Origin of the sequence: Nonomuraea sp. PA05, from assembly GCF_008086045.1 — a bacterium.
GTDB lineage: Bacteria > Actinomycetota > Actinomycetes > Streptosporangiales > Streptosporangiaceae > Nonomuraea > Nonomuraea monospora.
In genome coordinates this window covers 67,074-92,267 of record NZ_VSEY01000034.1, presented here as the reverse complement: position 1 = coordinate 92,267, position 25,194 = coordinate 67,074, and the positions used below count along the sequence as shown (strand labels likewise).

Annotated in this window: 19 protein-coding genes; 6 read left to right on the top strand and 13 right to left on the bottom strand. The window is 71.4% G+C overall.

Annotation, left to right across the window (positions count from 1 at the left end; all coding sequences use genetic code 11):
- Complete coding sequence (locus tag FXF51_RS41800; protein ID WP_148440316.1) at window positions 1-1,665, top strand: FAD-dependent oxidoreductase; 1,665 nt, start codon at window positions 1-3, stop codon at window positions 1,663-1,665.
- A gap of 179 nt (window positions 1,666-1,844) precedes the next feature.
- Here FXF51_RS41800 and FXF51_RS41790 read toward each other — a convergent pair whose 3' ends face one another.
- Both FXF51_RS41790 and FXF51_RS41785 read right to left on the bottom strand, forming a co-directional pair.
- Window positions 1,845-2,738: an IclR family transcriptional regulator gene (locus tag FXF51_RS41790; protein ID WP_187414868.1), complete on the bottom strand. Its 894-nt coding sequence runs from the start codon at window positions 2,736-2,738 to the stop codon at window positions 1,845-1,847.
- 169 nt (window positions 2,739-2,907) lie between these two features.
- A complete protein-coding gene (locus FXF51_RS41785) occupies window positions 2,908-3,855 on the bottom strand; it encodes an aldo/keto reductase (protein ID WP_316247663.1) in 948 nt (315 codons plus the stop codon).
- Between the two features lie 40 nt (window positions 3,856-3,895).
- On the opposite strand from FXF51_RS41785, the gene FXF51_RS41780 reads away from it, so the two are divergent.
- The gene (locus FXF51_RS41780; RefSeq protein ID WP_262380174.1) at window positions 3,896-5,137 is read left to right on the top strand and encodes a HisA/HisF-related TIM barrel protein; all 1,242 of its coding nucleotides are present in this window, start codon (window positions 3,896-3,898) and stop codon (window positions 5,135-5,137) included.
- 90 nt (window positions 5,138-5,227) lie between these two features.
- On the opposite strand, the gene FXF51_RS41775 is transcribed toward FXF51_RS41780, so the two are convergent.
- The 8 genes from FXF51_RS41775 to nikB are packed head-to-tail and all read right to left on the bottom strand — an operon-like array spanning window position 5,228 to window position 13,272.
- Window positions 5,228-6,418 (bottom strand): phospholipase D-like domain-containing protein, encoded by a 1,191-nt coding sequence (locus FXF51_RS41775; RefSeq protein WP_148440313.1) that lies wholly within the window; start codon window positions 6,416-6,418, stop codon window positions 5,228-5,230.
- A 38-nt stretch (window positions 6,419-6,456) separates the two neighbouring features.
- A complete protein-coding gene (locus FXF51_RS41770; protein ID WP_187414867.1) occupies window positions 6,457-7,959 on the bottom strand; it encodes an ABC transporter substrate-binding protein in 1,503 nt (500 codons plus the stop codon).
- Window positions 7,956-8,729, bottom strand: coding sequence for an endonuclease/exonuclease/phosphatase family protein (locus FXF51_RS61245; protein WP_187414866.1), 774 nt, complete (start codon window positions 8,727-8,729; stop codon window positions 7,956-7,958). Before FXF51_RS61245 ends, FXF51_RS41770 begins: the two co-directional genes overlap by 4 nt.
- Window positions 8,730-8,774: 45 nt before the next feature.
- On the bottom strand, window positions 8,775-9,425 hold the full coding sequence (locus FXF51_RS41765) for a histidine phosphatase family protein (RefSeq protein WP_187414865.1): 651 nt from the start codon (window positions 9,423-9,425) through the stop codon (window positions 8,775-8,777).
- Window positions 9,422-10,438: an ABC transporter ATP-binding protein gene (locus tag FXF51_RS41760; RefSeq protein ID WP_148440310.1), complete on the bottom strand. Its 1,017-nt coding sequence runs from the start codon at window positions 10,436-10,438 to the stop codon at window positions 9,422-9,424. The genes FXF51_RS41765 and FXF51_RS41760 overlap by 4 nt, the downstream gene beginning before the upstream one ends.
- Window positions 10,419-11,426, bottom strand: coding sequence for an ABC transporter ATP-binding protein (locus tag FXF51_RS41755; protein WP_148440309.1), 1,008 nt, complete (start codon window positions 11,424-11,426; stop codon window positions 10,419-10,421). The genes FXF51_RS41760 and FXF51_RS41755 overlap by 20 nt, the downstream gene beginning before the upstream one ends.
- The gene (locus FXF51_RS41750) at window positions 11,426-12,346 is read right to left on the bottom strand and encodes an ABC transporter permease (protein ID WP_148440308.1); all 921 of its coding nucleotides are present in this window, start codon (window positions 12,344-12,346) and stop codon (window positions 11,426-11,428) included. The genes FXF51_RS41755 and FXF51_RS41750 overlap by 1 nt, the downstream gene beginning before the upstream one ends.
- 2 nt (window positions 12,347-12,348) lie before the next feature.
- Window positions 12,349-13,272 carry a nickel ABC transporter permease gene (gene nikB / locus FXF51_RS41745; protein ID WP_148440307.1) on the bottom strand — a complete coding sequence of 308 codons (924 nt, stop codon included), beginning with the start codon at window positions 13,270-13,272 and terminating at the stop codon, window positions 12,349-12,351.
- Window positions 13,273-13,676: 404 nt separating this feature from the next.
- On the opposite strand from nikB, the gene FXF51_RS41740 reads away from it, so the two are divergent.
- The gene (locus FXF51_RS41740) at window positions 13,677-14,765 is read left to right on the top strand and encodes a LacI family DNA-binding transcriptional regulator (protein WP_222871696.1); all 1,089 of its coding nucleotides are present in this window, start codon (window positions 13,677-13,679) and stop codon (window positions 14,763-14,765) included.
- Window positions 14,766-14,768: 3 nt separating this feature from the next.
- Here the strand turns inward: FXF51_RS41740 and FXF51_RS41735 are convergent, their stop codons facing one another.
- The 3 genes from FXF51_RS41735 to FXF51_RS41725 are packed head-to-tail and all read right to left on the bottom strand — an operon-like array spanning window position 14,769 to window position 16,614.
- Window positions 14,769-15,545 (bottom strand): cytochrome c oxidase assembly protein, encoded by a 777-nt coding sequence (locus tag FXF51_RS41735; RefSeq protein ID WP_262380173.1) that lies wholly within the window; start codon window positions 15,543-15,545, stop codon window positions 14,769-14,771.
- The gene (locus tag FXF51_RS41730; RefSeq protein ID WP_262380172.1) at window positions 15,518-16,033 is read right to left on the bottom strand and encodes a DUF2243 domain-containing protein; all 516 of its coding nucleotides are present in this window, start codon (window positions 16,031-16,033) and stop codon (window positions 15,518-15,520) included. Before FXF51_RS41730 ends, FXF51_RS41735 begins: the two co-directional genes overlap by 28 nt.
- Window positions 16,034-16,035: 2 nt before the next feature.
- On the bottom strand, window positions 16,036-16,614 hold the full coding sequence (locus FXF51_RS41725) for a hemerythrin domain-containing protein (RefSeq protein WP_262380171.1): 579 nt from the start codon (window positions 16,612-16,614) through the stop codon (window positions 16,036-16,038).
- Window positions 16,615-16,771: 157 nt separating this feature from the next.
- Here FXF51_RS41725 and FXF51_RS41720 point away from each other — a divergent pair, with 157 nt between their 5' ends.
- The 3 genes from FXF51_RS41720 to FXF51_RS41710 all read left to right on the top strand — a co-directional run bounded on the left by FXF51_RS41720 (window position 16,772) and on the right by FXF51_RS41710 (window position 25,134).
- The gene (locus FXF51_RS41720) at window positions 16,772-17,974 is read left to right on the top strand and encodes a hypothetical protein (RefSeq protein WP_148440304.1); all 1,203 of its coding nucleotides are present in this window, start codon (window positions 16,772-16,774) and stop codon (window positions 17,972-17,974) included.
- Window positions 17,975-18,247: 273 nt separating this feature from the next.
- Entirely contained in the window at window positions 18,248-22,504 is a 4,257-nt protein-coding gene (locus tag FXF51_RS41715) for a HAMP domain-containing protein (protein WP_148440303.1), read from the top strand.
- Between the two features lie 125 nt (window positions 22,505-22,629).
- On the top strand, window positions 22,630-25,134 hold the full coding sequence (locus FXF51_RS41710; protein ID WP_262380170.1) for a SpoIIE family protein phosphatase: 2,505 nt from the start codon (window positions 22,630-22,632) through the stop codon (window positions 25,132-25,134).
- Window positions 25,135-25,194 lie beyond the last annotated feature (60 nt).

Below are 25,194 nucleotides of genomic sequence, written 5' to 3'. Positions count from 1 at the left end.
ATGAGCGAGACCTACGACGTCGTCGTCGCCGGAAGCGGCGCCGCCGGGCTCACGGCCGCCCTGGCCGCGGCCACGAGCGGCGCGCGCACCCTGGTGATCGAATCGGCGGGCGAGATCGGCGGCACCAGCGCGCTCGGCGGCGGGCGCGTGTGGCTGCCCGCCAACGGCACCCCCGAGAACGCCGGTGACTCCGACGAGCTGGCGAACCGGTACCTCGACCAGATCTTCGACACCCGGTACGAGGCGATGATCCGCACGTTCGTCCGTGAGGCCCGCGTGATGGCCGCCTTCGTGGAGAAGCACTCCCCGCACCGGTTCGTCGTCTGCCCGAACTACCCCGACTACCACCAGGACCGCGCCGGGGCTACCCGCGGGGGGCGGTGCTTCGACGTGGCGCCGGTCGACCTTCGCGAACTGGTGCCCGAGGCGCGCGCGGTCCGGCAGCCGCCGGGGTACAGCCCGATCACCCACGCCGAGTGGGAGAAGTGGCGTTATCCGGCCGGTATGGATCGTGAGCTGCTCGCGGACAGGATGGAGCAGGGGATCCGCACCGGTGGGGTTGGCCTGGTGGCGGCGCTGCTCGACGGGGTCGTCAGGGCCGGAGCCACGGTCAGGACCGGCACCGCGCTGCTCGGGGTGCTGACCGGCGACGGCTCCGGTAAGGGCGACGGCCTCGGTAAGGACGACGGCTCCGGTGAGGGTGAGGGTGACGGCATTGTCACCGGCGTGCGGGTGCGCGACGGCGCTGTCACTGGCGTGCGGGTGCGGGACGGCGACGGTGAGCGGATCATCCGGGCGTCCTCGGTCGTGCTGGCCACCGGCGCCTTCGACGCGACGGACGAGCTGCGCCACCGGCTGCTGCCGGCCGGGCTCGGCGTGTCCGCCTCGGCGCCCAGCGACACCGGGATCGCTCTCACCGTCGCCGACGACCTGGGCCTGCCCGTCGACAACCTGTCCGAAGGCTGGTGGATGCCCATGGCGCGGCCCGAGGGCGACCTCGTCGACGGCCGGCCGTACCCGCGCGGCCTCGTACGCGAGCGCGGTGTACCGCGGCAGATCGTGGTCAACCGGCAGGGCCGGCGCTTCGTGGACGAGGCGGCGCCGTACAACGAGTTCGGCAAGGCCATGCACCGGCTCGAACCCGGCGACGAAGCCTACCTGATCTTCGACGAGGGCTTCCGCGAGCGCTACCCGCTCCCCGGGCTGACGCCGGACGGCCCGCTGCCGGGCCACATCGTCACCGGTGCGGACCTGGCCACCCTCGCCGCGCGCATCGGCGTGGACCCGGACGGGCTCGCCGCGACCGTCGAGCGCTGGAACGGCTTCTGCGCCGAGGGCGTCGACCACGACTTCCAGCGGGGCGCGAACGCCTACGACGACTACTACGGCGACCCCTGGCAGGAGGGCAACCGCTGCCTGGGCCCGATCGACCGGCCGCCGTACTACGCGATGCGCGTGTACTCAGGAGTGATCGGGTCCAAGGGCGGGCCCGTCACCGACACCGCCGGGCGCGCCCTCACCCGCGAGGCAACGCCCCTGCCCGGCCTGTACGCGGTCGGCAACGCCGCGGCCTTCTGGACCCGCGACGGCTACCCGGGGCCGGGAGCGACCCTCGCCGTGGGCATGACCTTCGGCTACCTCGCGGGCCTGGACGCCGCCCGCTGACCCGGAGCGGCGGACCTCGTTCGACCGCTCAGGCGTCGGGGTGGCGGACCTCGTTCGACCGCTCAGGCGTCGGGGTGGCGGGCCCGGCGACCGCTCAGGCCTCGGACCGGTCGGCGGGTCCAGAGGCGGTCGGTCGTTGAGGTGCCGGGCCGGTCGGCGATTCTGGGCCGGTCGGTCGTTCAGGAGTCGGGCCGGTCGGCGGTCCCGGGCCGGTCTATCCAGTCCGGGGCCGGCGGTTCCTCCGTGGGCGCCGCCGCCCAGCCCGGTGGCACGGTGAGCAGGCCGCGCGCCATGCTCGCCCGCCACGCGTACCAGCGCACCAGCTTGGTCAGGACCCCCATGCGGTCGCGGGTCAGCCGCTGCGCGGGCCCGGAGATGCTGATGCTGGCGTCCACGACCCCTTCGGGCGAGAAGACCGGCGCGGCCACGCAGCGCAGCCCCGCCTCCAGTTCCTCGTTGTCGAGGCTGTACCCGGTGCGGCGGATGCGCGCCAGCTCGTCGTGCAGCCGCTCGACCGTGCCGATGGTGTGCACGGTCCGCACCGGCAGCTCCGCGTCCGGATACCGCTTCCCGACCTCGGCGCTGTCCAGGCCCGCCAGCAGCGCCTTGCCCATCGAGCTGCAGTGCGCCGGCGACAGCTTGCCGGCCCAGGAGTGCATGCGCACCGTGTGCCAGCCGTCGACCACCTGCACGGTCTTGGCGACGGTGTCGTCGAGCACGGCCAGGTGCCCGGTCTCGCCGGTGCGTTCGACCAGCTCCCGCAGGAACGGGGTGACCACTGAGGCGAGATCCTGACGGGCGGCCAGCAGCGAGCCGAGCACGGCGATCCGCGGCCCGAGCGTGTAGTTGCCGGCCGAGGCCGCCACGAGGTATCCGGCCGAGGCCAGGGTCGCCGCCAGCCGGGACGCGCTGGACTTGTGAATGCCGAGTTCGAGGGCGATGTCGGTGATGCCGACCACCCGCCGGTCGGCGCTGAACATGTCGAGGATGTCCAGGCCCCGGCGGAGCGCGACGATCACGTTCTGCCCGGATTGCCGGTCCCCTCCGGCGGCGGGTGGGGTCCAATCGCCCATGCTTGAATCCTAGTCAGCGGCGATCGCGCTCAGGCACGCCGACGCCACCGCACCGGACATCCACCGGTCCGCGTCACCGTCCCGCTGCGTAGGCCGCGTCGAGCCGTCGCGCCGGTCCGCGTCACCGTCCCGCCGGGGAGGCCGCGTCGAGCCGCAGCGCCGGTCCGTGTCATCGGCCCGCCGCGGAGGCCGCGTCGAGCCGGGCGACGTCCTCTTCGCTGAGCCGCACCTGCCGGGCGGCGAGGAGGTCGCGCAGTTGGCCGGTGTCGCGGGCGGAGGCGATGACGCCGCTGACGGCGGGCCGGACGGCCAGCCAGGCCAGGGCGACGGCGGCCGGCGCGGCCTGGTGGCGGGCGGCCACCTCGTCGAGCGCGCCGAGCACCGCGTGGCCGCGCTCGTCCAGGTACGCCGCCGCGGCCTGGGCCCTGGGGCTGCGCACCGTCGCGCCGTCGCGGTACTTGCCGGTGAGGAATCCGCGGGCGAGCGAGTAGTACGTCATGACGGTCAGGCCACGCTCGCGGGCGAGGGGAATGACGTCGGCCTCGATGCCGCGCTCCATGAGGCTGTACTCCTTCTGGATCACAGCCGGGGCGTGCAGCCCCTCCCGCTCCGCCACGTCCAGCCACGCGGCGATCCGCTCCGCGCTGAAGTTGGACACGCCGATCGCGGCGATGAGCTTGTCGTCCCGCAACCGGGAGAAGGCCCGCGCGATCTCCTCGATGGGACGACCCTCCTCGTCGAAGTGGGCGTAGTAGAGGTCGATCGACGAACGCCCGAGCCGGGCGAGGGAGTCGTCGGCCGCGGCGCGGATGTTGTCGGGGGCGAGCCCCTGCCGGTGCTTCGACTGGCTCACCTTGCTGGCGATCGACACCGGCGGGCCGTCGCCGCGCCCGGCCAGCCAGGCGCCGATGATCGTTTCCGACTCGCCGCCGGAGTTGCCCGGGGCCCATTGCGAGTAGGAGTCGGCGGTGTCGATGAGCGTGCCGCCCGCCGCCACGTACGCGTCCAGGACGGCGAACGAGGCGTCGCGGTCGGCGGTCCAGCCGAACACGTTGCCGCCGAGCACGATCGGAGCGGGCTCGGCGCCGATGGCCGGATTGATCCCCTGCATGTCCATGTATTGCATAATGCCCAAACCTTTGCATAACCTGCAACACGTGCACGGCTCGGACCAGGCTGAAGTGCTGTTCTCCCCACTGTCCCTTCCCCGCGGCGCGGTGCTGCGCAACCGGGTCGCCAAGGCCTCGATGGAGGAGAACCTCGCGGCGCCCGGCCAGATTCCCGACCACCGCCTCCGCAAGCTCTACCGCGCCTGGGCCGCCGGCGGCGCCGGCCTGCTCATCACCGGCAACGTCATGGTGGACGCCCGCGCGATGACCGGGCCGGCCGGGGTCGTCCTCGACGCGCGGGCGCCGCTTCAGCCGTTCGCGGCCTGGGCCGCCGCCGCACGCTCCGGCGGCGCCGCCGCGTGGATGCAGCTCAACCACCCCGGACGCCAGGTGCGCGCCGACCTCGGCGGCGTCGCCTGGTCACCGTCGGGCGTGCCGATCTCCGGGGCGGGCGGCTTCGCCCGGCCGGTCGCCATGGACGACGACGACATCCGGGCCGTGATCGCGATGTTCGCCACCAGCGCGGCTCGCGCGATCGAGGCGGGCTTCACCGGTGTGCAGATCCACGCCGCGCACGGTTACCTGCTGTCGCAGTTCCTGTCCCCGCTCGCCAACCGGCGCACCGACCGCTGGGGCGGCCCGGTCGAGCGGCGGGCCCGGCTGCTGATCGAGATCGTGGCGGCCGTACGCGCGGCCATGCCCGCCCACGCCGCGCTCGGCGTCAAGCTCAACACGGCGGACTTCCAGCGCGGCGGCTTCCGGCAGCAGGACGCGGTACGGGTCGTCGAACTGCTGGGCGAGCACCCGGTGGACTTGGTGGAGTTGTCGGGCGGCAGCGCCGAGCGCCCGGTCATGCACGGAGCCGGCCTCGACGAGAGCACCCGGGAGCGAGAGGCGTACTTTCTCGACCTCGCCCACGAGATCGTCGCGGCCTCGCCGGTCCCCGTCATGCTGACCGGCGGCATCAGAACCGTGGAAGGGGCCCGTGAGGTCCTGCGCGCCGGGGTGGCCGTCGCCGGGGTGGCCACCGCCCTCGCGCAACGCCCCGCCCTTCCCCACGACTGGTTCCACGGACGACCCGCCCCCGAGCCGCTGCCCGCCTCGTCGGCAGCCGACAAGGCCACGGCCTCCGCCGCGAAACAGGCCGCCGTCCGCTGGATACTCCGCCGCGCCGCCGCCCGCGGAACCGCTCCCGAGACCGCCGACCCCGACGCCGCGCTGCGCCTGGACACGCGGCGCCGCGCCCGGCTGCTTCGACGCTACCGCGGCTGGCTGGCCGAAGCCCGCTGAGCCGGCCGCGCCTCGCCGCGGAACGGGCAGGGAAACCCGCTGGGCCTCCGAGCCGGCCACGCCGTGCCGCGGAACGGGCAGAGGAGCCCGCTAGCCTCCCGCCACCACGCCGACCTCCCACAGACGAGCGAAGTTCGCGGCGTACGCCTCGACGACGCCACGCTCGGACAGCTCGACCATCGCCTCGTCGTTACGCCGCAGCGAGGTGGCGTTGAAGTTGTGGCTGCCGGTCATCACCCAGCTCCGCCCGCCCGCCCGATCGGTGACCACGAGGTACTTGGAGTGGACGCGGCCGGCCGGGGTCGAGCCGTCGAGCACCCGCCGCCGCACGCCGGCGGCGTCCAGCGCGGCGGTGACCGCGTCGTCGGCAGGGCCGTGCACGACGCGTACCCGGCAGCCCGCGCTCACCAGCGCCGCGAGCCGGTCGACGATCGCGAGCCGGGTGGCGTCCCACTCGGACTGGCCGATCTCGACCCGGGTACGGCCCTTGGGATCGCAGCGGACCGCGCCGAGCCGCTCGGCGATCGGGTCCCGGCCGGCGACCGGGTAGAACTGGGCGGTGATCCGGCCGCCCCGCCCGCCGGCGGTGACGGTGGTGTCGTAGTCGGGGTTCTGCACCTCGGCGGCGAGGTCGTCGAAGTACTTGCCGTACCCCTGGAAGAGCCGGCGGTCGCCGGGCAGCACGACCAGGTTGTTCCAGTAGCTGGTGGAGTTGACGTCGGTGATGTTGTTGGAGGCCTGTACGACGACGTCACGCCGGCCGCCCGTCTGCGAGAAGAGCGAGAACTTGTTGTGCATGCCCTTGGTGCCCTGGCACGAGGTGGTGTTCCCCTCCGGGCTCAGGTGACCGCAGACGTGCACCCACGAGGCGGCCGACTCGTCGGTGCCGAGCGTGCTGATCAGCCGCGCGGCGGCGGGGTTGCCGATCTGGTAGCCGTCCATGACCATGCGGACCTCGACGCCGCGGTGGTAGGCGTCGAGCAGCACCGCCGCGTAGTCGGCGCCGGCGTCGCCCGAGACGACGAACTCGGCGATCTCGATCGACGACCCGGCGGGGGCCTGCTTGATCAGCGAGCAGATCCGTTCCACGACCGCGGTCGCGGCGCCGGCGACCGGGTCGTTGAAGGCGGCGCCGGTCTCGACCGGCGCCACGGCGGCGTTGCGGCAGGCGCTGCGGGCGGGCTCCGGCAGGGCGGCCTGAGCGGCGGGTACGTTGATCGTCTGGGCGGAGAGGGTGGTCAAGGCGGCGAGGCCGGCGAGTACGGCAGTGCGCAGGGTCATGGAGTGTTTCCTTGGGTGAGGGCGGGCGGGAAAGGCTGCTAGCCGACGGACACCTGCGAGAAGTCAGGCCGTCCGCTGACCGGCATCTCCAGGCCCTGGACGTCGTCGCGGACGGCGTAGTTGTTCTTCAGGTCCACCGGGAAGAGGCCGACCGCGTCCTCCCAGATGATCTTGTCGGCCTGGGCGTACAGCGTCTTGCGCTCGTTCTGGTCCAGCGACGCGCGCGCCTTGGCCAGGATCGAGTCCAGATCCTTGTTGCAGTAGCCCATCCGCTTCGCCTCGCAGGTGTACAGCCGGTTCAGCGTGAAGTCGGCGTCGCCGGTGCCGGTGGTGTTGGTCTGCAGGTTCATGTCCCACTGCAGGGCGGCGAAGTCCTTCAGCCAGGTCGCCCGCTCCTTCTCCTGCGGCTGCACCTTGATGCCGACCTTCTCCCAGGACGAGATGAACGCCTGCGCCATGGCCCGGATGTTCGGCCCGCCCGCCAGCGGCCACTGGATCGTGGTGGTGATGCCGTCCGGGTATCCGGCCTCGGCGAGCAGCCGCTTGGCCAGAGCAGGGTCGTAGGAGTACGGCTCCAGCTCGGCCGACCCGAAGACCGCCTGGGTGACCGGCGACCTGGCCACCGTGCCGAGGTCGCCGAACAGGTCGCCGACGACGCTCTTGACGTCGATGGCGTGCAACATGGCCTGGCGTACCTTGACGTCGCCGAACGGCTTGTTGTTCTGGTTGAACCAGACGAAGTAGTAGTTGAAGCTCGGCCCGATCCCGTACTTGATCCCGTCCACGCCGGACACCTCGGCCACCTGGTCGGGCGGGATCGAGGCGAGCACGTCCACCTCGTCGTTGTTCAGCGCGGTGATCCGGGCCGAGATCTCCGGCATGTTGAGGATCTGCAGCTTCGACACCTTGGCCTTGGCGCCCCAGTAGGTGTCGTTGCGGCTGAGCTCCACCTTGTCGTCGGGGCTGAACGAGTCGAACTTGAACGGCCCGGTGCCGACCGGCTGCTGCCAGTACGCGTCGCTGGTGACCTTGTCGCCCTGGCCGATGAACACCAGGGACAGGGTGCTGGGCAGGGTGCCCAGCGGCGCGGAGGTGCGGAAGGTCACCGTGCGGTCGTCGGTGGCGTCGACGGCGGTGATGGAGGCGAGCAGCGGGGCCAGCGACCCCTTCAGGCTGATCAGCCGCTCCACGGAACCCTTGACGTCCTTGGCGGTGAAGGCGCTCCCGTCACTGAACGTCACCCCCTCGCGGAGGTGGAACACCCACGTTCTGTCGTCGGGGCTCTCCCACGAGGTGGCCAGCTTCGGGGCCGCCTGGCCGTCCTTCATGACGGTGAGCGTTTCGAGCCCCTGCTGGACGGCGGTCTGGACGGCCTCTTCCGCGGGGTACTGCTGGACGTCGAGCGACACGGGGAACAGTTGCGGCGCGTAGCGGAGCACCTGCTCCTCGCCGGCGGAGCGGCCGGAGCCGCCGCAGGCCGCGAGACTCATCACCAGAGCGATGGCGACGAGGCGGTTCCCGGCCCGGGATCGTGTGATCATGGCCTCTCTCCTTGATCGGACGGCAGGGTGAAGGTCGCCGCCACGGGGTGGTGGTCCGATGGGGCGTTCCCGGACGAGAAGAAGTCGACGACCTCGCTGGCCCGGGTGACGATCGGGCCCCGGGAGAAGATCCAGTCGATGGCTTTGGACGGGGACCCCAGCGGGGACAGGCGCGTTCCTCTGCCGGTGACGAACGGCAGCGGCGACACCGGGTGGGTGACCGGCGACGTGCGTCCCAGCGCGGTGAACGAGTCGAGGAAGCCGCTGTTGCCGAGCACCCACAGCGGTTGCCCGATGTCGTTGACGTCCACCGTGAACAGGCACGCCTCGTCGCCGGCGATCTCGTCCAGCGCCGCGGCCACCTGCTCCGCCTGCCCGGTCCGCAGGTTGCGGCCGTCCTCCCGCTCCCGCGCGTGGCCCGGCCACGTCAGGTGCGCGGTGGAGAACACCAGCGTCCGCGCGCCGCCGGCCCTGGGCCGCAGCCGCACCCAGAACAGCCTGGCGCCGTCGTCGAGGATGCCGACGTCCCTGGTCCCGTGCTCCACGAGGTCGAACAGCTCCCGCCGCCACCACAGGTTGCTCTGCGCTCCCCATCCGGCGAAGTCGTCGTGCACCCGCTCGTGACCCGGCATGGCCTCGTCCACCACCGCGCGCGAGCGGGGGCGGAGCTCCTGGGTCGCCAGGAGGTCGGGCGGCCGGGTGGTGAACAGGTCGCGGATCGCCGGTTCTCGCTGCTCCAGATGCCAGTCGCCCCACAGGTTGTAGGTCATGGCGACAAAGGTGAACGATCCGGTCAGCATGCTGATCCCTTCGATTCAGTCGGCGCGCGCGGCCCGCGCGGCCCAGGCGGTCGGCGAGTTGTACTCGGCCACCGAGTTGTGCCGCTGTTCGCCCGCGTAGCCGATGACCGTCAGCGAGGTGTTCACCGGCGGGGCGAAGGCGAGGTGGCCGGGCGGCGGCAGGCGCAACGCGGCGGCGGCGGCCACCCGGATCGGACCGCCGTGGGTGAACACGACGACGGTCGCGTCACCGGCCGTCATGCCCGCGGCGTCGACGAGCGCCCGCCACACCCGCCGGCGCAGCTCGGCGAAGGTCTCACCACCGCCGCGCCGCACGTCCTCGCCGCGGCCGAGCGCCGCCAGCACCTCCGGATGCTCCTGCGCGATCTCGGTGAACGGCCGGCCCGCCCAGGTGCCGACGTCGGTCTCGCGCAACCGGGCGTCCCGCTTGACCTGGACGTCGAGCCGGCGCAGGTACGCGCCCGCCGTGTCCCAGGCCCGCGGCAGGTCGCTGGAGACGACCAGCTCAGGCGTCCCGAAGCGGGCCAGCAGCACGGCCGCGGCCACCTCGGCCTGCTCGCGCCCGGCGGCGGTGAGCCCCGAGTCGGCCTGCCCCTGGTAGCGCTCCTCGACGTTCCAGACCGACTCGCCGTGCCGGACGAGCACCAGCCGGATCCGGCCGCTCACCGGGAACTCCCCGCGGAGGCGGGCAGCTCGGGGAAGTGGCACGCGGAGGAGTGGTCACCCAGCCGGTCGGCGAGCGCAGGCTCCTGCGTGGCGCAGCGATCCCGGGCCTTCCAGCACCGGGTCCTGAACCGGCAGCCGGACGGCGGCGACACGGGCGACGGGATGTCGCCGGTGAGGATGATCTGCTGCCGCGGCGGCGCGGCCCACGGCCGGGTCACCGGCACCGCGGACAACAACGCCTGCGTGTACGGGTGCACCGGGGCGGCGAAGACTTGCTCCGTCGTGCCCATCTCCACGACCTTTCCGAGGTACATCACCGCCACCTCGTCACTGATGTGCCGCACCACCGACAGGTCGTGGGCGATGAACAGGAAGCTGAGACCCAGCTCCGCCTGGAGGTCGACGAGCAGGTTCAGCACCTGCGCCTGCACCGAGACGTCCAGCGCCGAGACCGCCTCGTCGCAGATCACCAGCCGCGGACGCAGCGCCAGCGCGCGGGCGATGCCGACCCGCTGGCGCTGCCCGCCGGAGAACTGGTGCGGGTACCGGTCGGCGTGGTCCGGGTTCAGCCCGACCCTGGACAGCAGCTCCCGCACCTCGGCGGCCCACCTGTCGCGGGGCACGACACCGGGGTTGACGAGCCAGGCCTCGCTGATGATCTGCTCGACGGTGAGCCTGGGGTTCAGCGACGCGTACGGATCCTGGAAGATCATCTGCACCTGCCGGCGCGCCCGCCGCAGGTCGGCCGCCGGGAGGGTCAGCAGGTCCCGGCCGTCGAAGAGCACCTGACCCGACTCCGGCGGCGCCAGGCCGATGACGGTGCGCGCCAGCGTCGTCTTGCCCGAGCCCGACTCGCCGACCAGGCCCAGCGTCCGGCCCGCGGGCAGGTCGAACGAGACGCCCGAGACGGCCTGGACGGCGCCCACCTTGCGGCGCAGCAAGGAGGAGCGGACCGGGAAGCTGGTACGCAGGTCTCTGACCGACAGCAGCGGGTCAGCCGGGGACGACGACATCGGCGACGACCTCCTTCGCGTGGTGGCAGGCGGCCCGATGCGACGCGGGCCGGGCGGGCACGGGCAGCAGCTCCGGCCGCTCCGCGCCGCAGACGTCGGTGGCGAAGTCGCAGCGGGGCTGGAACGGGCAACTCGCGGGCAGCCGCATGAGGTCCGGCGGCGAACCCTTGATGGGCGTCAGCCGTTCGCGCGGGCCGTCCACCGCCGGGATCGAGGCCATGAGGCCACGGGTGTAGGGATGCCCGGTCGTCTCGTAGACCTCGCGCAGGTCGCCGGTCTCCACGACCCGGCCGGCGTACATGAGCATGACCCGGTCGGCGACGCCGGCCACCACGCCGAGGTCGTGGCTGATGAGGATCATCGCCATGCGGTGCTCCGCCTTCAGCTCGGCGAGCAACGCCATGACCTGTGCCTGGACGGTGACGTCCAGGGCGGTGGTGGGCTCGTCGGCGATGAGCACCCTGGGCCGCAGGGCGATCGCCATCGCGATCATCACCCGCTGCCGCATGCCGCCGGAGAACTGGTGCGGATAGTCGTCGGCCCTGCGTTCGGCCGCCGGGATGCCCACCCGGTCCATCAGCTCGATCGCCTGGCGCCGCGCCTCGGCGCGGGAGGCGCCACGACGGCGCCGGAACAGCTCGCCGATCTGCGCGCCGACCCGGAAGACCGGGTTGAGTGAGCTGAGCGGGTCCTGGAAGACCATGGCCAGGTCGGTGCCGTTGAGCCGCCGGTTGTCGGACCGCGCGCGGGTCAGCAGATCCGTGCCGTCATAGACGATCCGGCCACCGGTCACCTGTCCCGCCGGTCGCGGAACCAGCCCCATCAGGGCCTGAGCGGTGACGCTCTTGCCGCTGCCGGTCTCGCCCAGGATGGCCAGGGTCTCCCCGGCGGCCAGGTCGAAGCTCACCCGGTCGACGGCGGTGACGGTCCCCGCCCGGGTACGGAAGCGCACCGTCAGGTCCCGCACCGACAACAGTGGATCGTCCATCACATGCTCCTCAGGCGCGGATCGAAGCGGTCGCGCAACGCGTCACCCAGCACGCCGAAGCTGATCACCAGGACGGCCAGGCCGATGCCGGGGATCGTGGAGATCCACCACGCGTTCGACAGGTAGTCCCGGCCGTTGGCGATGGTCAGCCCCCAGCTCGGCGTGCTGGCCGGGGTGCCGAGGCCGAGGAAGCTCAAGGACGCCTCGGCCAGGATCACGTGGCCCAGCTCCACGGTCGCGACCACCAGAATCGGCGCGATCATGGACGGCAGGATGCTGCGGATCACCAGATGCCAGGTCCGCGCACCGAGGGTGCGGGTGGCGTCGACGAAGTCCCGGCTCTTGAGCCCGAGCACCTGACTGCGGGTGACCCGGGCGAACGTCACCCAGTTGGAGATGGACAGGACGATGACGACGTTCACCACGCTCGGCCCGAGGATCGAGGCGATGAAGATGGCCAGCAGGATCGACGGGAAGGTGAGCTGGACGTCCGCCAGCCGCATCAGCACCATGTCCGGCCAGCCGCCGAAGTACCCGGCGGCGATGCCGGCGGCGACGCCGATGACGCCGGCGAGCACGAGCGTCGCCACACCGACGGTGATGGACACCCGCGCGCCCTGCAGCATCTGGGCGAGCACGTCCTGACCGACCTGGTCGGTGCCGAAGACGGCGGTGTGCCCGCCCGGCAGCACGGTGCCCGGCGGCTTCAGCCGGGAGCCGAGATCGGTGGCGACCGGGTCGTAGCGCAGCAGGATCGGCCCGACGACCGCGGCGGCCACGTAGCAGGCGATCACCGACAGCGAGGCGATGATGCGCACCCGCCCGATCCTGACGCGGGTCCTGCCCGCCGCCGGGCGGACGGCGTCGCCGACCGGCGGCGCGGCGGTCCGGGTCAGAACGTTCTCCGTTGGCCTGTCCATGGTCACCGTCCCAGCCGGATGCGCGGGTCGAGGTAGCCGTACAGGACGTCCACGACCAGATTGATCAGCACGAAACCGCCGGCGATCAGCAGGATCGCGGCCTGCACCACGTTGTAGTCACGAGCCGAGATGGAGTCGATGAGCAGCCGCCCGACGCCGGGCCAGGAGAAGACCGTCTCGACGATGACCGCGCCGCCCAGCAGCTTGCCGAACTCGAGACCGGCCACCGTCACGATCGGGATGAGCGCGTTGCGGATGGCGTGCACGAGGATGACGAGCCGTTCGGACAGGCCCTTGGCCCGGGCAGTCTGGATGTAGTTCTCGTGCACGACGTCGAGCAGGCCGCTGCGGGTCAGCCGGATCAGGACCGCGATCAGCGGCAGGGCGAGGGTGACGCCGGGCAGGATCAGCCGGTCGAGCCCGCCGTGCCCGCCACTGGCCAGCCAGTGCAACTGCCGGGCGAACACCAGGATGAACATGATCCCGATCCAGAACGACGGCATGGACTGCGACAGCAGCGCGAGCACCGAGACCACGCGGTCGGCCAGGCGGTTCACCCGCAGCGCGCCGAGCACGCCGAGCGAGACGCCGAGCACCAGGCCGATCACCATCGCCACGACGGCCAGTTGGAGGGTGAGCGGGAACTTGTCCACCACCAGGCCCAGGGCGTCACCGTGATAGCGGTAGGAATCACCGAAGTCGAACCGGGCCACGTCGCTGAGATAGATCCCGTACTGCACCATGACGGGGCGGTTCAGGCCCATCTGCTCGCGCAGGAGCGCGATCTCGTCCTGGGTGGCGTCGGAGCCGAGGATGAGCTGGGCCGGGTCGCCGGGAACCAGCCGGAGCACCAGGAACACGATGGTCACGGCGCCCCACAACACGAAGACGGCGAACAGTGTGCGCCGGATGAGGTACGCGGTCATGGCCGGGCCGATCGCTGTCGGCCGGCGTCCCGTTTCAGCATCGCCAGGCAACTCCTGGGTGAGCCAGGACGCGGCAAGCGTCTGGCGGTGAGGGGTGGGGTTCGAGAAGACCTGCACATTAACGTTAATGCGATTGACGGCTGATGCTAGGACTGGGGGGTGTGGCCGTCAAGGGTCCAGTCGCCCTCGACTGCTTGGCGAAGGTGCTTCGCGAGCCTGTTGAATGGCCGTTGACCTGCCTATACGGTTTCGCAAAGAATTCACCGCAGCGCCCGTCCAGGAGTGAGTTGGCTCCTTGGAGGGTTGACGGTCACTCACCATTAACGTTAATGTCCGAGCGCGATTCCGACCTGTGGAAAGCAGCGAGAGAAGGCACGCGAATGGCTGGGGGCCGGCGTCATACCTTGCGGGACATCGCCGCGACGTTGAACCTGTCGGTCAACACCGTCTCCCGCGCCCTGTCCGGAAAGGACGGCATAGGGGAGAAGACCAGGGCCCTGGTACGTGCCGAGGCGGAACGGGTCGGCTACGTGCCGAACTCCATGGCCAGATCGCTCGTGACAGGCTCCGCGATGACCTTCGGCCTGGTCATCACCAACCCCTCCAACCCGTTCTACGCGCAACTGATCTCCAGCATCGAGTTGCGCGCCCGGACCTACGACTACTCACTGCTGCTCACGGTCACCGAGGAATCGGCGGAGAACGAGACACGCGCCGCGGAGGCGCTGCTGCGATCCTCGGTGAGCGGCGCGATGGTCGTACCCGTGCAGGCGAGCGCCGATCCGTGGCGGCGGCTCAGCACGGTCGGCGTCCCCACCGTGCTGCTCAACCGCGACCTGCCCGATCTGGGCTACCGCTTCGTCGGCACCGACAACGAACTCGGCGGCTACCGCGCCACCGCGCACGCCATCTCCCGCGGCGCCCGCTCGATCGTGGTGCTGGAGGAGGACCTGCCGATCACCACCATCGCCGATCGGATCGCCGGCTTCCGCCGGGCCATGGCCGAGGCCGGCCTTGCCACGCCACGCGGCAGCGTCATGCGGGTGCCCACCCGCCGGATCGAGCAGGCCGCTCTGCCGTGGCAGCCGCAACAGGCCTACCAGGTGGCGCGCCGCATGTTACGCCGGGCCAGGCTGCCGGACGCGGTCGTGGTCGGCAACGACTACTTCGCGCTCGGCCTGTACCGCGCCCTGGAGGAACACGGGCTCAAGGCGCCGGACGACATGATGGTGATCGGCTTCGGCGACCACCCCTTCTCCGCGTTCCTGTCGCCACCGCTGACCACTGTCCGGCTGCCCGCTGCGGAGATCGGCAACATCGCGGTCGACCTGCTGCTGGAGGAGATCGCCGGCGCCCGCGGCGCCCGCCCGCTGAAGCAACTGATCGCACCCGCACTGGTGGAGCGGAACTCGACCCGCCGCCTCCCCGGGACGCCGGCCGGATCGCCCGGTCAGAGTGACCATCGGGCCTGCTCACCAGAGGTCAGCGGCTGATCGTCACCGGCACGCCACGCTGAGCCGGGCAGGCTTCCAGCCGAGCACGAGAGCCAGGGCAAGCAGCAGTTCGGCGAGGTCGCCGCCGTAGTACATGATCTCGGCAGCGCCGCGCCGCTGGTCCTCCGGCACGGGAAGGTCCACCGCGACTCCGGCGTACATGAGCTGCGACAGCCCGGCGTGCACCGCGATCGCCACGCCGAGCACCACCAGCCGGGCCGGCACCGGCGGGCGGCGCGGCGCGGGGTCGGGGCCGGCGATGACCCAGGCGAACAGGCAGCCGGAGAGCAGGAAGTGCAGGTGGACCGCGGCGTGCAGCCAGCCATTCGTCATCGTGTGCCGGAAGAGCGGCGTGCAGTACAGCACCACCAGGCCTCCCACGCTCAGCACCAGCGCGGTGACCGGATGAGCGAGGGCGTGCACGGCACGGCGGCGCAGCAGCGCGCTCAGGCGGCGGGCGCGGGCGGCGGGCAAGGCGCGCAGCAGCAGCGTCATCGGCGCGCCGAGCACCAGGCACAGCGGCGCCAGCATCCCGATGAGCAGGTGCTGCAGCATGTGGCCGCGGAAGTCGGCGGCGGCCAGCGCGGCGATCGGCCCCGTCAGGGCGGCGGCCGCCAGCGTCAGGCCGGTCAGGAACGCGACCACGCGCCACCGTCCGGAGCCGTGCCGCGCCGACAGGGTCAGGTAGCCGGCCGCGACCAGGGCGATCACGAGCACGACCGGGGACGCGCCTGCGTGGTCGCCGTGCTCCATCATGGTGCCGGCTCGGCGTCCCGGCACAGGTCGAGTGCTCCGCCGGTACGCTGCAGCAGCCAGCCGCCGATCACCAGGATCGCGCCGAGGAGCAGGAAGCCGAGGTCCCACCAGAGTTGGCCAGGGCCTGAGCGGACGTGGTGGATGCCCAGCAGATGGTGGTCGATCACGCCCTCGACCAGATTGAACAGGCCCCAGCCGACGAGCATCCAGCCCCACAGCGCACGAGAACGCCACACCCGCCCGCGCGAGGTGGTGACCCGGGAGTAGAGCAGCCCCAGCCCGATCAGCACCGCCAGCCAGGTGAAGGTATGGAACAGCCCGTCCCACAGCGTGTTCATCCGCAGGCCCGGCACGGTGTCGGCCGGATAGGGGCGCAGGCCGATGTTGTCGGCGCCGGCGCTGGTGAGCATGTGGTGCCACTGCAGGAGCTGGTGCAGCAGGATGCCGTCGACGAACCCGCCCAGCCCGACACCCAGGATGGTGCCGGGCAGCCCGATTCCGCGCGCCGTCACGGTCAGGGGTTCTTCCCCATGGCCTGGCGGATGACGTCGCGGATCCGGTCCATCATCGCGACCGGCGTGCCGACCAGGACGTTCTTGGTCGCCGACTCGGTGCCGGGGTGCGGGTGGGTGGGCGCCATCGCCTCGGCGGCCTTGACGCCCACGGCCATGGCGCGGCGCTCGGCCTCGGTGGTGTGGCCGCGGAGCTGGGTGAACTCGTAGCGTTCCTCGCTGCGGGCGTGCGCCTCCACGGCGGCGCGCAGCATGAGCAGGTTCTGCGTGAAGCCGGGGGCGTCAGGACCGGCCTGGTCCATCCGCATGAGCAGTTCCTTGGCCTCGTTCTCCTCGGCGAGCCGGTCGTCGACGACGCCGTCGCCGCCGTCGATCTTGTGGCGGGCGTAGGGGTGGACGATCTCCTCCTCGGCCGTCTCGTGCACGGCCAGCATCCGCACCAGCCGGGTGAACGCCTCCTCGCGCTGCCCGGCGGGTGCCTGCTCGACCTCGTCGAACAGGTCTCTGATCATCGCGTGCTGAGCCAGCAGCAGGTCGATGACGTCCGTCTCGGACATGGTCTCTGGCGCGGTTCTCGTCATGACGCTCCTGCCTACCCGGCGCTCGGCGTACCACTCCGGCGGCGTCGAGATCCTTACCGAGTGCGGAGGTTTCGGCGGGAGCGTGCAGAGGTTGGGCCGGGAAGCCTCGGGTAGGCGGGCACATCGCATGTCTCCGACCGCGAAGGAGCGGACGCACATGACCTTCAATCCACTGCGTGAGCGCGGCATCCCGCTGGACAAGCAGCTCAGGAACTGGAGGGAGCTGAACGTCACGCCGATCGACCCCGACCACGCCGACCCCTACACCCGGTGCCGGATCATCACGATGAACGGGATCGAGGTGGAGGCCATCCTGTTCAGCCACCAGCTCGCCCGGCACTGCCCGGACCTGGAGGTGAAGCAGCAGCTCGCCCGGGTTCGCTACATCGAGGCCCAGCAGCAGAAGGCGGTCAACTGGCTGCTGCCCGGCCTGGCCTCGGTGCTGGAGACGACGATCGCGTACGAGCAGGTGGCGGTGGACCTGACCGCCTGGGTGGCGCGGATGGAGCCGGACCCGTACCTGCAGCAGGCCTACCAGTTCGGCGTGCTGGAGGACTTCGACCACCTGTACCGCTACGCCAACCTGTACGAGATGATCGAGCACCGCAAGGCCGAGAAGATCGTCGACGGGCTGACCGAGGTCATGCCGGGCCGGCCCACCTACCTGCACCACCGCAATCCGGTGGACAACGTGCGCGAGCCGTACGACCGCGAGAACACCGCGCCGATCAGCAAGCTGCACGCGCTGACGATCATGTCGGCCGAGCAGCAGACGATGAACTTCTACATGAACGTCGGCCCCACCTACATGGAGCCCATCGCCCGGCAGCTCTACCAGGAGATCGGCCTGATCGAGGAGGAGCACGTCACCCACTACGAGTCGCTGGTCGACCCGGGCGAGAGCTGGTGGGAGATGCTGCTCAACCACGAGTACAACGAGTGCTACCTGTACCACTCGTTCATGGAGACCGAGTCCGACCCGAAGGTGAAGAACATCTGGGAGCTGCACCTGGCCATGGAGCTGGAGCACCTGCGGCTGGCCGCCGAGCTGTTCAAGAAGCACGACGGCCGCGATCCGGAGCAGGTGTGCGCGCCCGAGCTGCCGGCCCCGGTCACGTTCGAGCCGAACAAGGCCTACCTGCGGGAGCTGATCGCCACCCAGATCGACTACACCACGCTGGGCACCGGCTACGTGCAGGAGGCCCACGAGCGGTTCGAGAAGATGCAGGACGCCCTGATGGGCGGCGAGAAGGCGCCCTCGGAGCGGATCATCGACGACAACCGCGCCAAGGCCGGCGCGGAGTACCGGCTGCAGACCGAGGGCGAGCACCCGATCCACAGCCTGGCGGCCGACCGCTGACTCATCCGATGAGGTCGTGCTCTTCGACGAGGCCCCCGGAGCCCTGACGCGCGGCGTGTGCCGGTCGCCGGTCGCGGCTCCCTGCTGTGCCTGACCACGCGCGTGCCCTGCGCCGCCCGCGGCGCCGGCGCCCGATCGGAGCATGCGTACCAGGTCCGAGGCCGGATGGCGGGGAAGTACCGCAAAGGATCTAGTACCCTCACAAACCGGTGACGTAGGCGCATGCGTGTCGCCGGCAGCTCAGGTTGACGGGCAAGATCGAAGAGGCGGGACATGAGTGACACGTCGGTGAAGGGCTCGCGTTCCACCAACCCGGGGAACGCGGATGTCGGCGAGCAGGAGCTGCGGCAGCTCCTGGCAGGGCTGACGGCCGTCAGGGACGGCGATTTCCGCCACCGGCTGCCCGGGGACGCCGACGGGCTGCTCGGCGAGATCGCGTCGGTGTTCAACGGCATGGTGGACCAGCTCGCGTTGTTCACCTCCGAGGTGACGCGGGTGGCCCGTGAGGTGGGCACGGACGGCCGGCTGGGCGGCCAGGCCGACGTCCCGGGCGTGTCGGGGACGTGGAAGGACCTCACCGACTCGGTCAACGCCATGGCCGGCAACCTCACCGACCAGGTGCGCAGCATCGCCCAGGTCACCACGGCGGTCGCCCGGGGCGACCTGTCGCAGAAGATCACGGTGGACGCCCGGGGCGAGATCCTGGAGCTGAAGAACACCGTCAACACGATGGTCGACCAGCTCTCCTCGTTCGCCGACGAGGTGACCAGGGTGGCCCGCGAGGTGGGCACGGAGGGGCAGCTCGGCGGCCAGGCCAACGTGAAGGGCGTGGCCGGCACCTGGCGCGACCTCACCGACTCGGTGAACTTCATGGCGGGCAACCTGACCGACCAGGTCCGCAACATCTCCCAGGTGGCCACCGCGGTGGCGCGCGGCGACCTGTCGCAGAAGATCACGGTCTCGGCCCGGGGTGAGATCCTGGAGCTGAAGAACACGCTGAACACGATGGTGGACCAGCTCTCCTCGTTCGCCGACGAGGTGACGCGGGTGGCGCGCGAGGTGGGCACCGACGGCCGGTTGGGCGGCCAGGCCGACGTGAAGGGCGTCTCCGGCACCTGGAAGGCGCTGACGGAGTCGGTCAACGTCATGGCCGACAACCTGACGGCGCAGGTCCGCAGCATCGCCGAGGTCACCACCGCGGTGGCGCGCGGCGACCTGTCGCAGAAGATCCGGGTGGACGCCCGGGGCGAGATCCTGGAGCTCAAGGAGACCATCAACACGATGGTCGACCAGCTGTCGGCGTTCGCCGACGAGGTGACCAGGGTGGCCCGCGAGGTGGGCACGGAGGGCAACCTGGGCGGCCAGGCGACGGTCCGCGGCGTGTCGGGCACGTGGAAGGACCTGACGGACAACGTCAACGTCATGGCGTCCAACCTGACGAGCCAGGTGCGCAGCATCGCGCAGGTGGCGACGGCGGTGGCGCGCGGCGACCTGTCGCAGAAGATCACCGTCGAGGCCAAGGGCGAGGTCGCGGTTCTGGCGCAGACGATCAACACGATGGTCGACACGCTCAGCGCGTTCGCCGACGAGGTCACCCGGGTGGCCCGCGAGGTCGGCACCGAGGGTCAGCTCGGCGGGCAGGCCCGCGTGCCGAACGTGGCCGGCACCTGGAAGAACCTCACCGACAACGTCAACTCGATGGCCGACAACCTGACCAACCAGGTGCGCAGCATCGCCCAGGTCACCACCGCGGTGGCGCGGGGCGACCTGACCCGCAAGATCGACGTGGACGCCCGGGGCGAGATCCTGGAGCTGAAGACCACCATCAACACGATGGTGGACCAGCTTTCCGCGTTCGCCGCCGAGGTGACGCGGGTGGCCCGCGAGGTGGGCAGTGAGGGCAGGCTGGGCGGGCAGGCCGAGGTCGAGGGCGTGTCCGGCACGTGGAAGCGGCTGACGGAGAACGTCAACGAGCTGGCCGGCAACCTGACCCGGCAGGTCCGCGCGATCGCCGAGGTGACCAGCGCGGTCACCTCCGGCGACCTGACCAGGTCGATCACCGTGGACGCCGAGGGCGAGCTGGCCGACCTGAAGGACAACATCAACTCGATGGTGAAGTCGCTGCGCGAGACGACCAGCGCCAACGAGCAGCAGGACTGGCTGAAGTCCAACCTGGCCCGCATGTCCAGTCTCATGCAGGGGCACCGCGACCTGGCCACGGTGGCCGAGCTGGTGATGAACGAGCTGGCGCCGCTGGTCTCCGCCCAGTACGGCGCGTTCTTCCTGGCCGAGGAGAGCGAGCTGAAGCTGATCAGCGCCTACGGCTACCCGGTGGAGACCGACCGTCCCGACCGTTTCCGCCTCGGCCAGGCCCTGGTCGGGCAGGCCGCGAGCACGCGCAGGACCATCGCCGTGGACGAGGTGCCCGCCGGGTACGTGAAGGTCTCCTCGGGGCTGGGGGAGAGCCTGCCGGCCTCGCTCATCGTGCTGCCGATCGTGGTCGAGGAGCAGGTGCTGGGCGTGATCGAGCTGGCCTCTGTGCAGCCGTTCACGCCGGTCCACCGGACCTTCCTCGACCAGCTCATGGAGACCGTCGGCGTCAACCTCAACACGATCGTGGCCAACGCCCGCACCGACGAGCTGCTCAAGGAGTCGCAGCGGCTGGCGGTCGAGCTCCAGGCCCGCTCGGAGGAGCTGCAGAACCAGCAGGAGGAGCTGCAGCGCTCCAACGCCGAGCTGGAGGAGAAGGCGACGCTGCTGGCCCGCCAGAACCAGGACATCGAGACCAAGAACCTGGAGATCGAGCAGGCCAGGCAGGAGCTGGAGGACCGCGCTCATCAGCTTTCCCTGGCCAGCAAGTACAAGAGCGAGTTCCTCGCCAACATGAGCCACGAGCTGCGCACCCCGCTCAACTCGCTGCTCATCCTGGCGCAGCTCCTGGCCCAGAACCACACGCGGAACCTGACGCCCAAGCAGGTGGAGTACGCCGGGATCATCCACTCGGCCGGCTCCGACCTGCTGCAGCTCATCAACGACATCCTCGACCTGTCCAAGGTCGAGGCGGGCAAGATGGACATCAACCCCGAATGGGTCCAGGTTCGTCAGCTGCTCGACTACGTCGAGGCCACGTTCCGGCCCATGACCAGCCAGAAGAGCCTCGCCTTCCGGATGACGACGCTTCCCGGCGTGCCGTCCGAACTGCTCACCGACGACTCGCGGCTGCGGCAGGTGCTGCGCAACCTGCTCTCGAACGCCGTCAAGTTCACCGAGACGGGCAGCGTCGAGCTGCGCATCGAGCCGGCCGCGCAGTCGGAGCTGCCCCCTTCGGTGCGCCCGCACGGCGGCGCGCTCGCCCTGCGCGTGATCGACACCGGAATCGGCATCGCCGAACAGCAGCTCGAAGTCATCTTCGGCGCCTTCCAGCAGGCCGACGGCACCACCAGCCGCAAGTACGGCGGCACCGGGCTCGGCCTGTCGATCAGCCGCGAGATCGCCTACCTGCTCGGCGGCGCCATCACCGCGCACAGCACGCCGGGCGAGGGCAGCACGTTCACGCTCTACCTGCCGATCGCCCGCCCCGACTTCCAGGACCCGGCCGCCAAGGACACCACGGCCGAGCAGGCCGAGGAGAACACCGAACAGGACGAGGCGACGCCCGGAGAGCCGCGCTCCGCCGGGACGCCCGCGCCGCCCCAGCAGCGCCGCCTGCTGGTGATCGAGCACCGCGCCCGCGGGCTGCTCTCGCTGGTCGCCGAGAGCGTGGTGCACGAGCTGCCGCGCACCCGCGTCGGCGAGATCGAGCTCGTCGCCGCCGCCGGCGCTCAGGAGGCGGCGGCCACGCTGGCGGCCGCACCCTGCCACTGCATCGTGCTCGACCTGGAGATGCCGCAGCAGGCGGCGTACCAGCTCCTGGAGGCGATGGACGGCGACCCGGCGCTGGCGGGCGTGCCCGTGCTGGCCTACACCAACTGGCAGGCGGGCCCGCAGCGCGAGGCGCACCTGGCCAACCAGCCGCTCGAACTGCTGTCCAGCCTCGACGAGCTGCGTGAGCGCATCGCCCTGCACCTGACGGCCGAGCAGGTCGGCGACGTGCTGCCGCTGATGCGCTCGCAGGCGCCCGTCCAGGCTCCCGCCGGCGGCGAGGTGGACGGCGCGTTCAGCGGACGCACGATCCTGGTCGTGGACGACGACACCCGCAACCTGTTCGCGCTGACCAGCATGCTGGAGATGCACGGCATCCGCGTCCTGCACGCCGAGAACGGCAGGGAGAGCATTGACGCGCTCGTCGAGCACCCCGAGATCGACCTCGTGCTGATGGACGTCATGATGCCGGAGATGGACGGGTACGCCGCCACGGCCGCGATCCGCGCCATGCCCCAGTACGCCGCCCTGCCCATCATCGCCGTGACCGCCAAGGCGATGCCGGGCGACCAGGAGAAGAGCCTGGCCGCGGGGGCCAGTGACTACGTCACCAAGCCGGTGGACGCCGATCACCTGATCGAGCGCATCCGGCACTGGCTGACGGCCTAGCCCGCCCACCGGCCCCGCACCGCTGCGTCACCCAGCCGCGTCACCCAGCCGCATCGCCCAGCCTCGTCACCCAGCCTCGTCACCCAGCCTCGTCACCCAGCCTCGTCACCAGGCAAGGAGAGCCCGTGCACGACCTCCAGCACCCGGCCGCGCCGGATCCCGGCATGGCCGGTTCCCCGGCGCTTCCGGACGCGGGCGCGGCCACGAACGTCGGTCGCCTGGCGGCCACCATCGAACGGCTGCGCGAGGCGGTGCGGGAGGCCCAGCACGTGGCCGAGGGCCGGGCGCTGATCGAGGTGGCCAAGGGCATCCTGATCGAACGGCTCGGCTGCGGCCTGACCGAGGCCGCGCGGCAGATCGTGACGCTGGCCGAGCAGGCGGGCGTCTCGCCCATCGAGATGTCGGCCGACATCATCAACCACGCCGCCAGGGACCGCATCAGCGAGACGGCCAGGGAGTTCCTGAACGCGGCCCGCTCGCGTGAGGCGCTGGCGGCAGCCGAACGCGCTCACCCCGGCACACGGCCCGCCTCAGGCACAGGGCCCGCCTCAGGCGCAGGGCCCGCCTCAGGCACGGGGCCTGCTTCGGGAGCCGCCTCGGGAGCCGCGTCAGGAGCCGGTGCGGGCGTGGCGGTGCGCATGCGCAGCGCCGAGAACGGCATGCTCCAGGCCGGCGACGCGCAGGCCGTGGCCGAGTCGCTGCTGCAGCACGCGCTGACCCCGCTCGGCGCCACCGCCGTCGCCGTCTGGGCCGCGGGCCACGACGCCTCGCTCTCACTGGCCGGCTACGCAGGCTACAACGAGGCCGAAGCCGCCCGCTGGCGCTACGTGCCGCCCGGCGTGGCCACCCCCGCCCGGCGGGCGCTCACCGAGCGCAAGGCGATCTGGCTGCGCGCCCTGTCGGACATCGGCCTGCCTTCGATCGGCTGGCACGCCACCCCCGACGGGGGCCGCGCGTCGGTGCCCGCCGGCACCGGCGGCCGCGTGCTGGGCGTGCTGGAGATCAGCTGGCCGGAGCCGCTGGAGCCGCCGCCGCCCCAGATCGTCAAGCAGATCGAGGCGCTGGCCGAGCTCTGCGCGCACACGCTGGAGCGGCCCGTCGGCGCGCCCGCTCCGGCCCCGCCGTCGGAGCTGACCGATCTGGCCGACGTGCTGCCGGACGCCGCGATGGTGCTGCAACCCTGCCTGAGCGCCGACGGCCGGCTCACCGACTTCCGGATCCGCCACACCAACCGGCGCTTCACCGACCCGGCAGGGCGGCCGGCCGCGATGGTGACCGGTGCGCTGCTGCTGGAGGCGTACCCGCTGGCCGCTCAGGACGACGGCCTGTTCTCCAAGATCGAGCGGGTGCACGCCACCGGCGAGCCGTTCCAGTCCGACCGGGTGACGCTGACCGCGCTGGTCGACCAGGTGCCGCTGGCCAGCGTCGCGCACGTGAGCATCACCCGCCACGGCGACGACGTGCTGATGATCTGGCGGCTGCAGGACGAGGCCACCCGCCTGGCCAGCCTGCTCCAGCACGCCCAGCGCCTGGGCCGCATCGGTGGCTTCGAGGAGAACGCGCTCACCGGCGAGATCACCTGGAACAGCCAGCTCTACTCGCTGTACGGCATGGACCCGGGCGAGCCGCCCATCCCGCTGGAACTGCTGGCACAGCACGCCCACCCCGACGACGCGGTGGTGATCGGGCGCTTCCTGCGCACGGTGCTGCACCACCGCCAGCCCGCCTCCGCCGCGTTCCGGTTGCAGCGGCGCGACGGCATCGCCCGCCACATCAGGGTGGTGGCCGAGCCCGCGCTGAGCGACGAAGGGCATCTGCTCGCCATCCGGGGCGCGTACCAGGACATCTCCTCCCAGCACTGGACGGAGATGGCGCTCGCGGCCACCCGCGACCAGCTCGCCCACACCGAGCAGCAGGCGGCCGAGCGCAACCGGCTGGCGCTGCAGCTCCAGCGGGCCATCATGCCGGCCAGCCAGCAGCCGGTGGAGGCGTTCGGCCTCGACGTCGCCGTGCGCTACCGGCCGGCCGAGAAGGAGCACCTGGTCGGCGGCGACTGGTACGACGCCGTCATCCTGCCGTCCAAGAAGATCCTGCTGGCCGTCGGCGACGTCGCCGGCCACGGCATCGAGGCGGCCACCGGCATGGTCGTGCTGCGCAACGCCCTGCGCGGCCTGGCCGCCACCGGCGCGGGCCCCGGCCAGCTCCTGGCCTGGCTCAACATGGTCGCCCACCATCTGACCGAGAACGTGACGGCCACGGCGATCTGCGGCCTGTACGACCCTGACACGCACGTACTGAGCTGGGCCAGGGCCGGGCACCTGCCGCCCGTCCTGGTCAGGGACGGCCAGGCCGTCGAGCTGGACATGATCAGCGGCGTGCTGCTCGGCGCGCTGTCGGACATGACGTACGAGGAGAGCCAGATCCAGCTCGCCCCCGACGACGTGCTGCTCATGTACACCGACGGCCTGATCGAGCGCCGCGACCTGCCCCTGCACCAGGCGCAGCAGCAGCTCCTGCGCACCGCCACGCACCCGAGCACGGGCCTCGGCCAGCGGCTGGACCACCTGCTGACCCACAGCAAGTCCGACACCGACGACGACACCTGCCTCGTGGGCATTCAGCTTCACTGACAAGCGGGCCGCCCGTTGCGCGCTCCGGGGCGCGCTCGTGCGGGGGCGGCTCACCCGCCG

Bases quoted from the DNA above. Each gene is read 5' to 3' on its own strand.
- FXF51_RS41800 (WP_148440316.1), top strand. From the start codon at position 1: ATGAGCGAGACCTACGACGTCGTCGTCGCCGGAAGCGGCGCCGCCGGG.
- FXF51_RS41790 (WP_187414868.1), bottom strand. From the start codon at position 2,738: ATGGGCGATTGGACCCCACCCGCCGCCGGAGGGGACCGGCAATCCGGG.
- FXF51_RS41785 (WP_316247663.1), bottom strand. From the start codon at position 3,855: ATGGACATGCAGGGGATCAATCCGGCCATCGGCGCCGAGCCCGCTCCG.
- FXF51_RS41775 (WP_148440313.1), bottom strand. From the start codon at position 6,418: ATGACCCTGCGCACTGCCGTACTCGCCGGCCTCGCCGCCTTGACCACC.
- FXF51_RS41770 (WP_187414867.1), bottom strand. From the start codon at position 7,959: ATGATCACACGATCCCGGGCCGGGAACCGCCTCGTCGCCATCGCTCTG.
- FXF51_RS61245 (WP_187414866.1), bottom strand. From the start codon at position 8,729: ATGACCTACAACCTGTGGGGCGACTGGCATCTGGAGCAGCGAGAACCG.
- FXF51_RS41760 (WP_148440310.1), bottom strand. From the start codon at position 10,438: ATGTCGTCGTCCCCGGCTGACCCGCTGCTGTCGGTCAGAGACCTGCGT.
- FXF51_RS41755 (WP_148440309.1), bottom strand. From the start codon at position 11,426: ATGGACGATCCACTGTTGTCGGTGCGGGACCTGACGGTGCGCTTCCGT.
- FXF51_RS41750 (WP_148440308.1), bottom strand. From the start codon at position 12,346: ATGGACAGGCCAACGGAGAACGTTCTGACCCGGACCGCCGCGCCGCCG.
- nikB (WP_148440307.1), bottom strand. From the start codon at position 13,272: ATGACCGCGTACCTCATCCGGCGCACACTGTTCGCCGTCTTCGTGTTG.
- FXF51_RS41725 (WP_262380171.1), bottom strand. From the start codon at position 16,614: ATGACGAGAACCGCGCCAGAGACCATGTCCGAGACGGACGTCATCGAC.
- FXF51_RS41720 (WP_148440304.1), top strand. From the start codon at position 16,772: ATGACCTTCAATCCACTGCGTGAGCGCGGCATCCCGCTGGACAAGCAG.
- FXF51_RS41715 (WP_148440303.1), top strand. From the start codon at position 18,248: ATGAGTGACACGTCGGTGAAGGGCTCGCGTTCCACCAACCCGGGGAAC.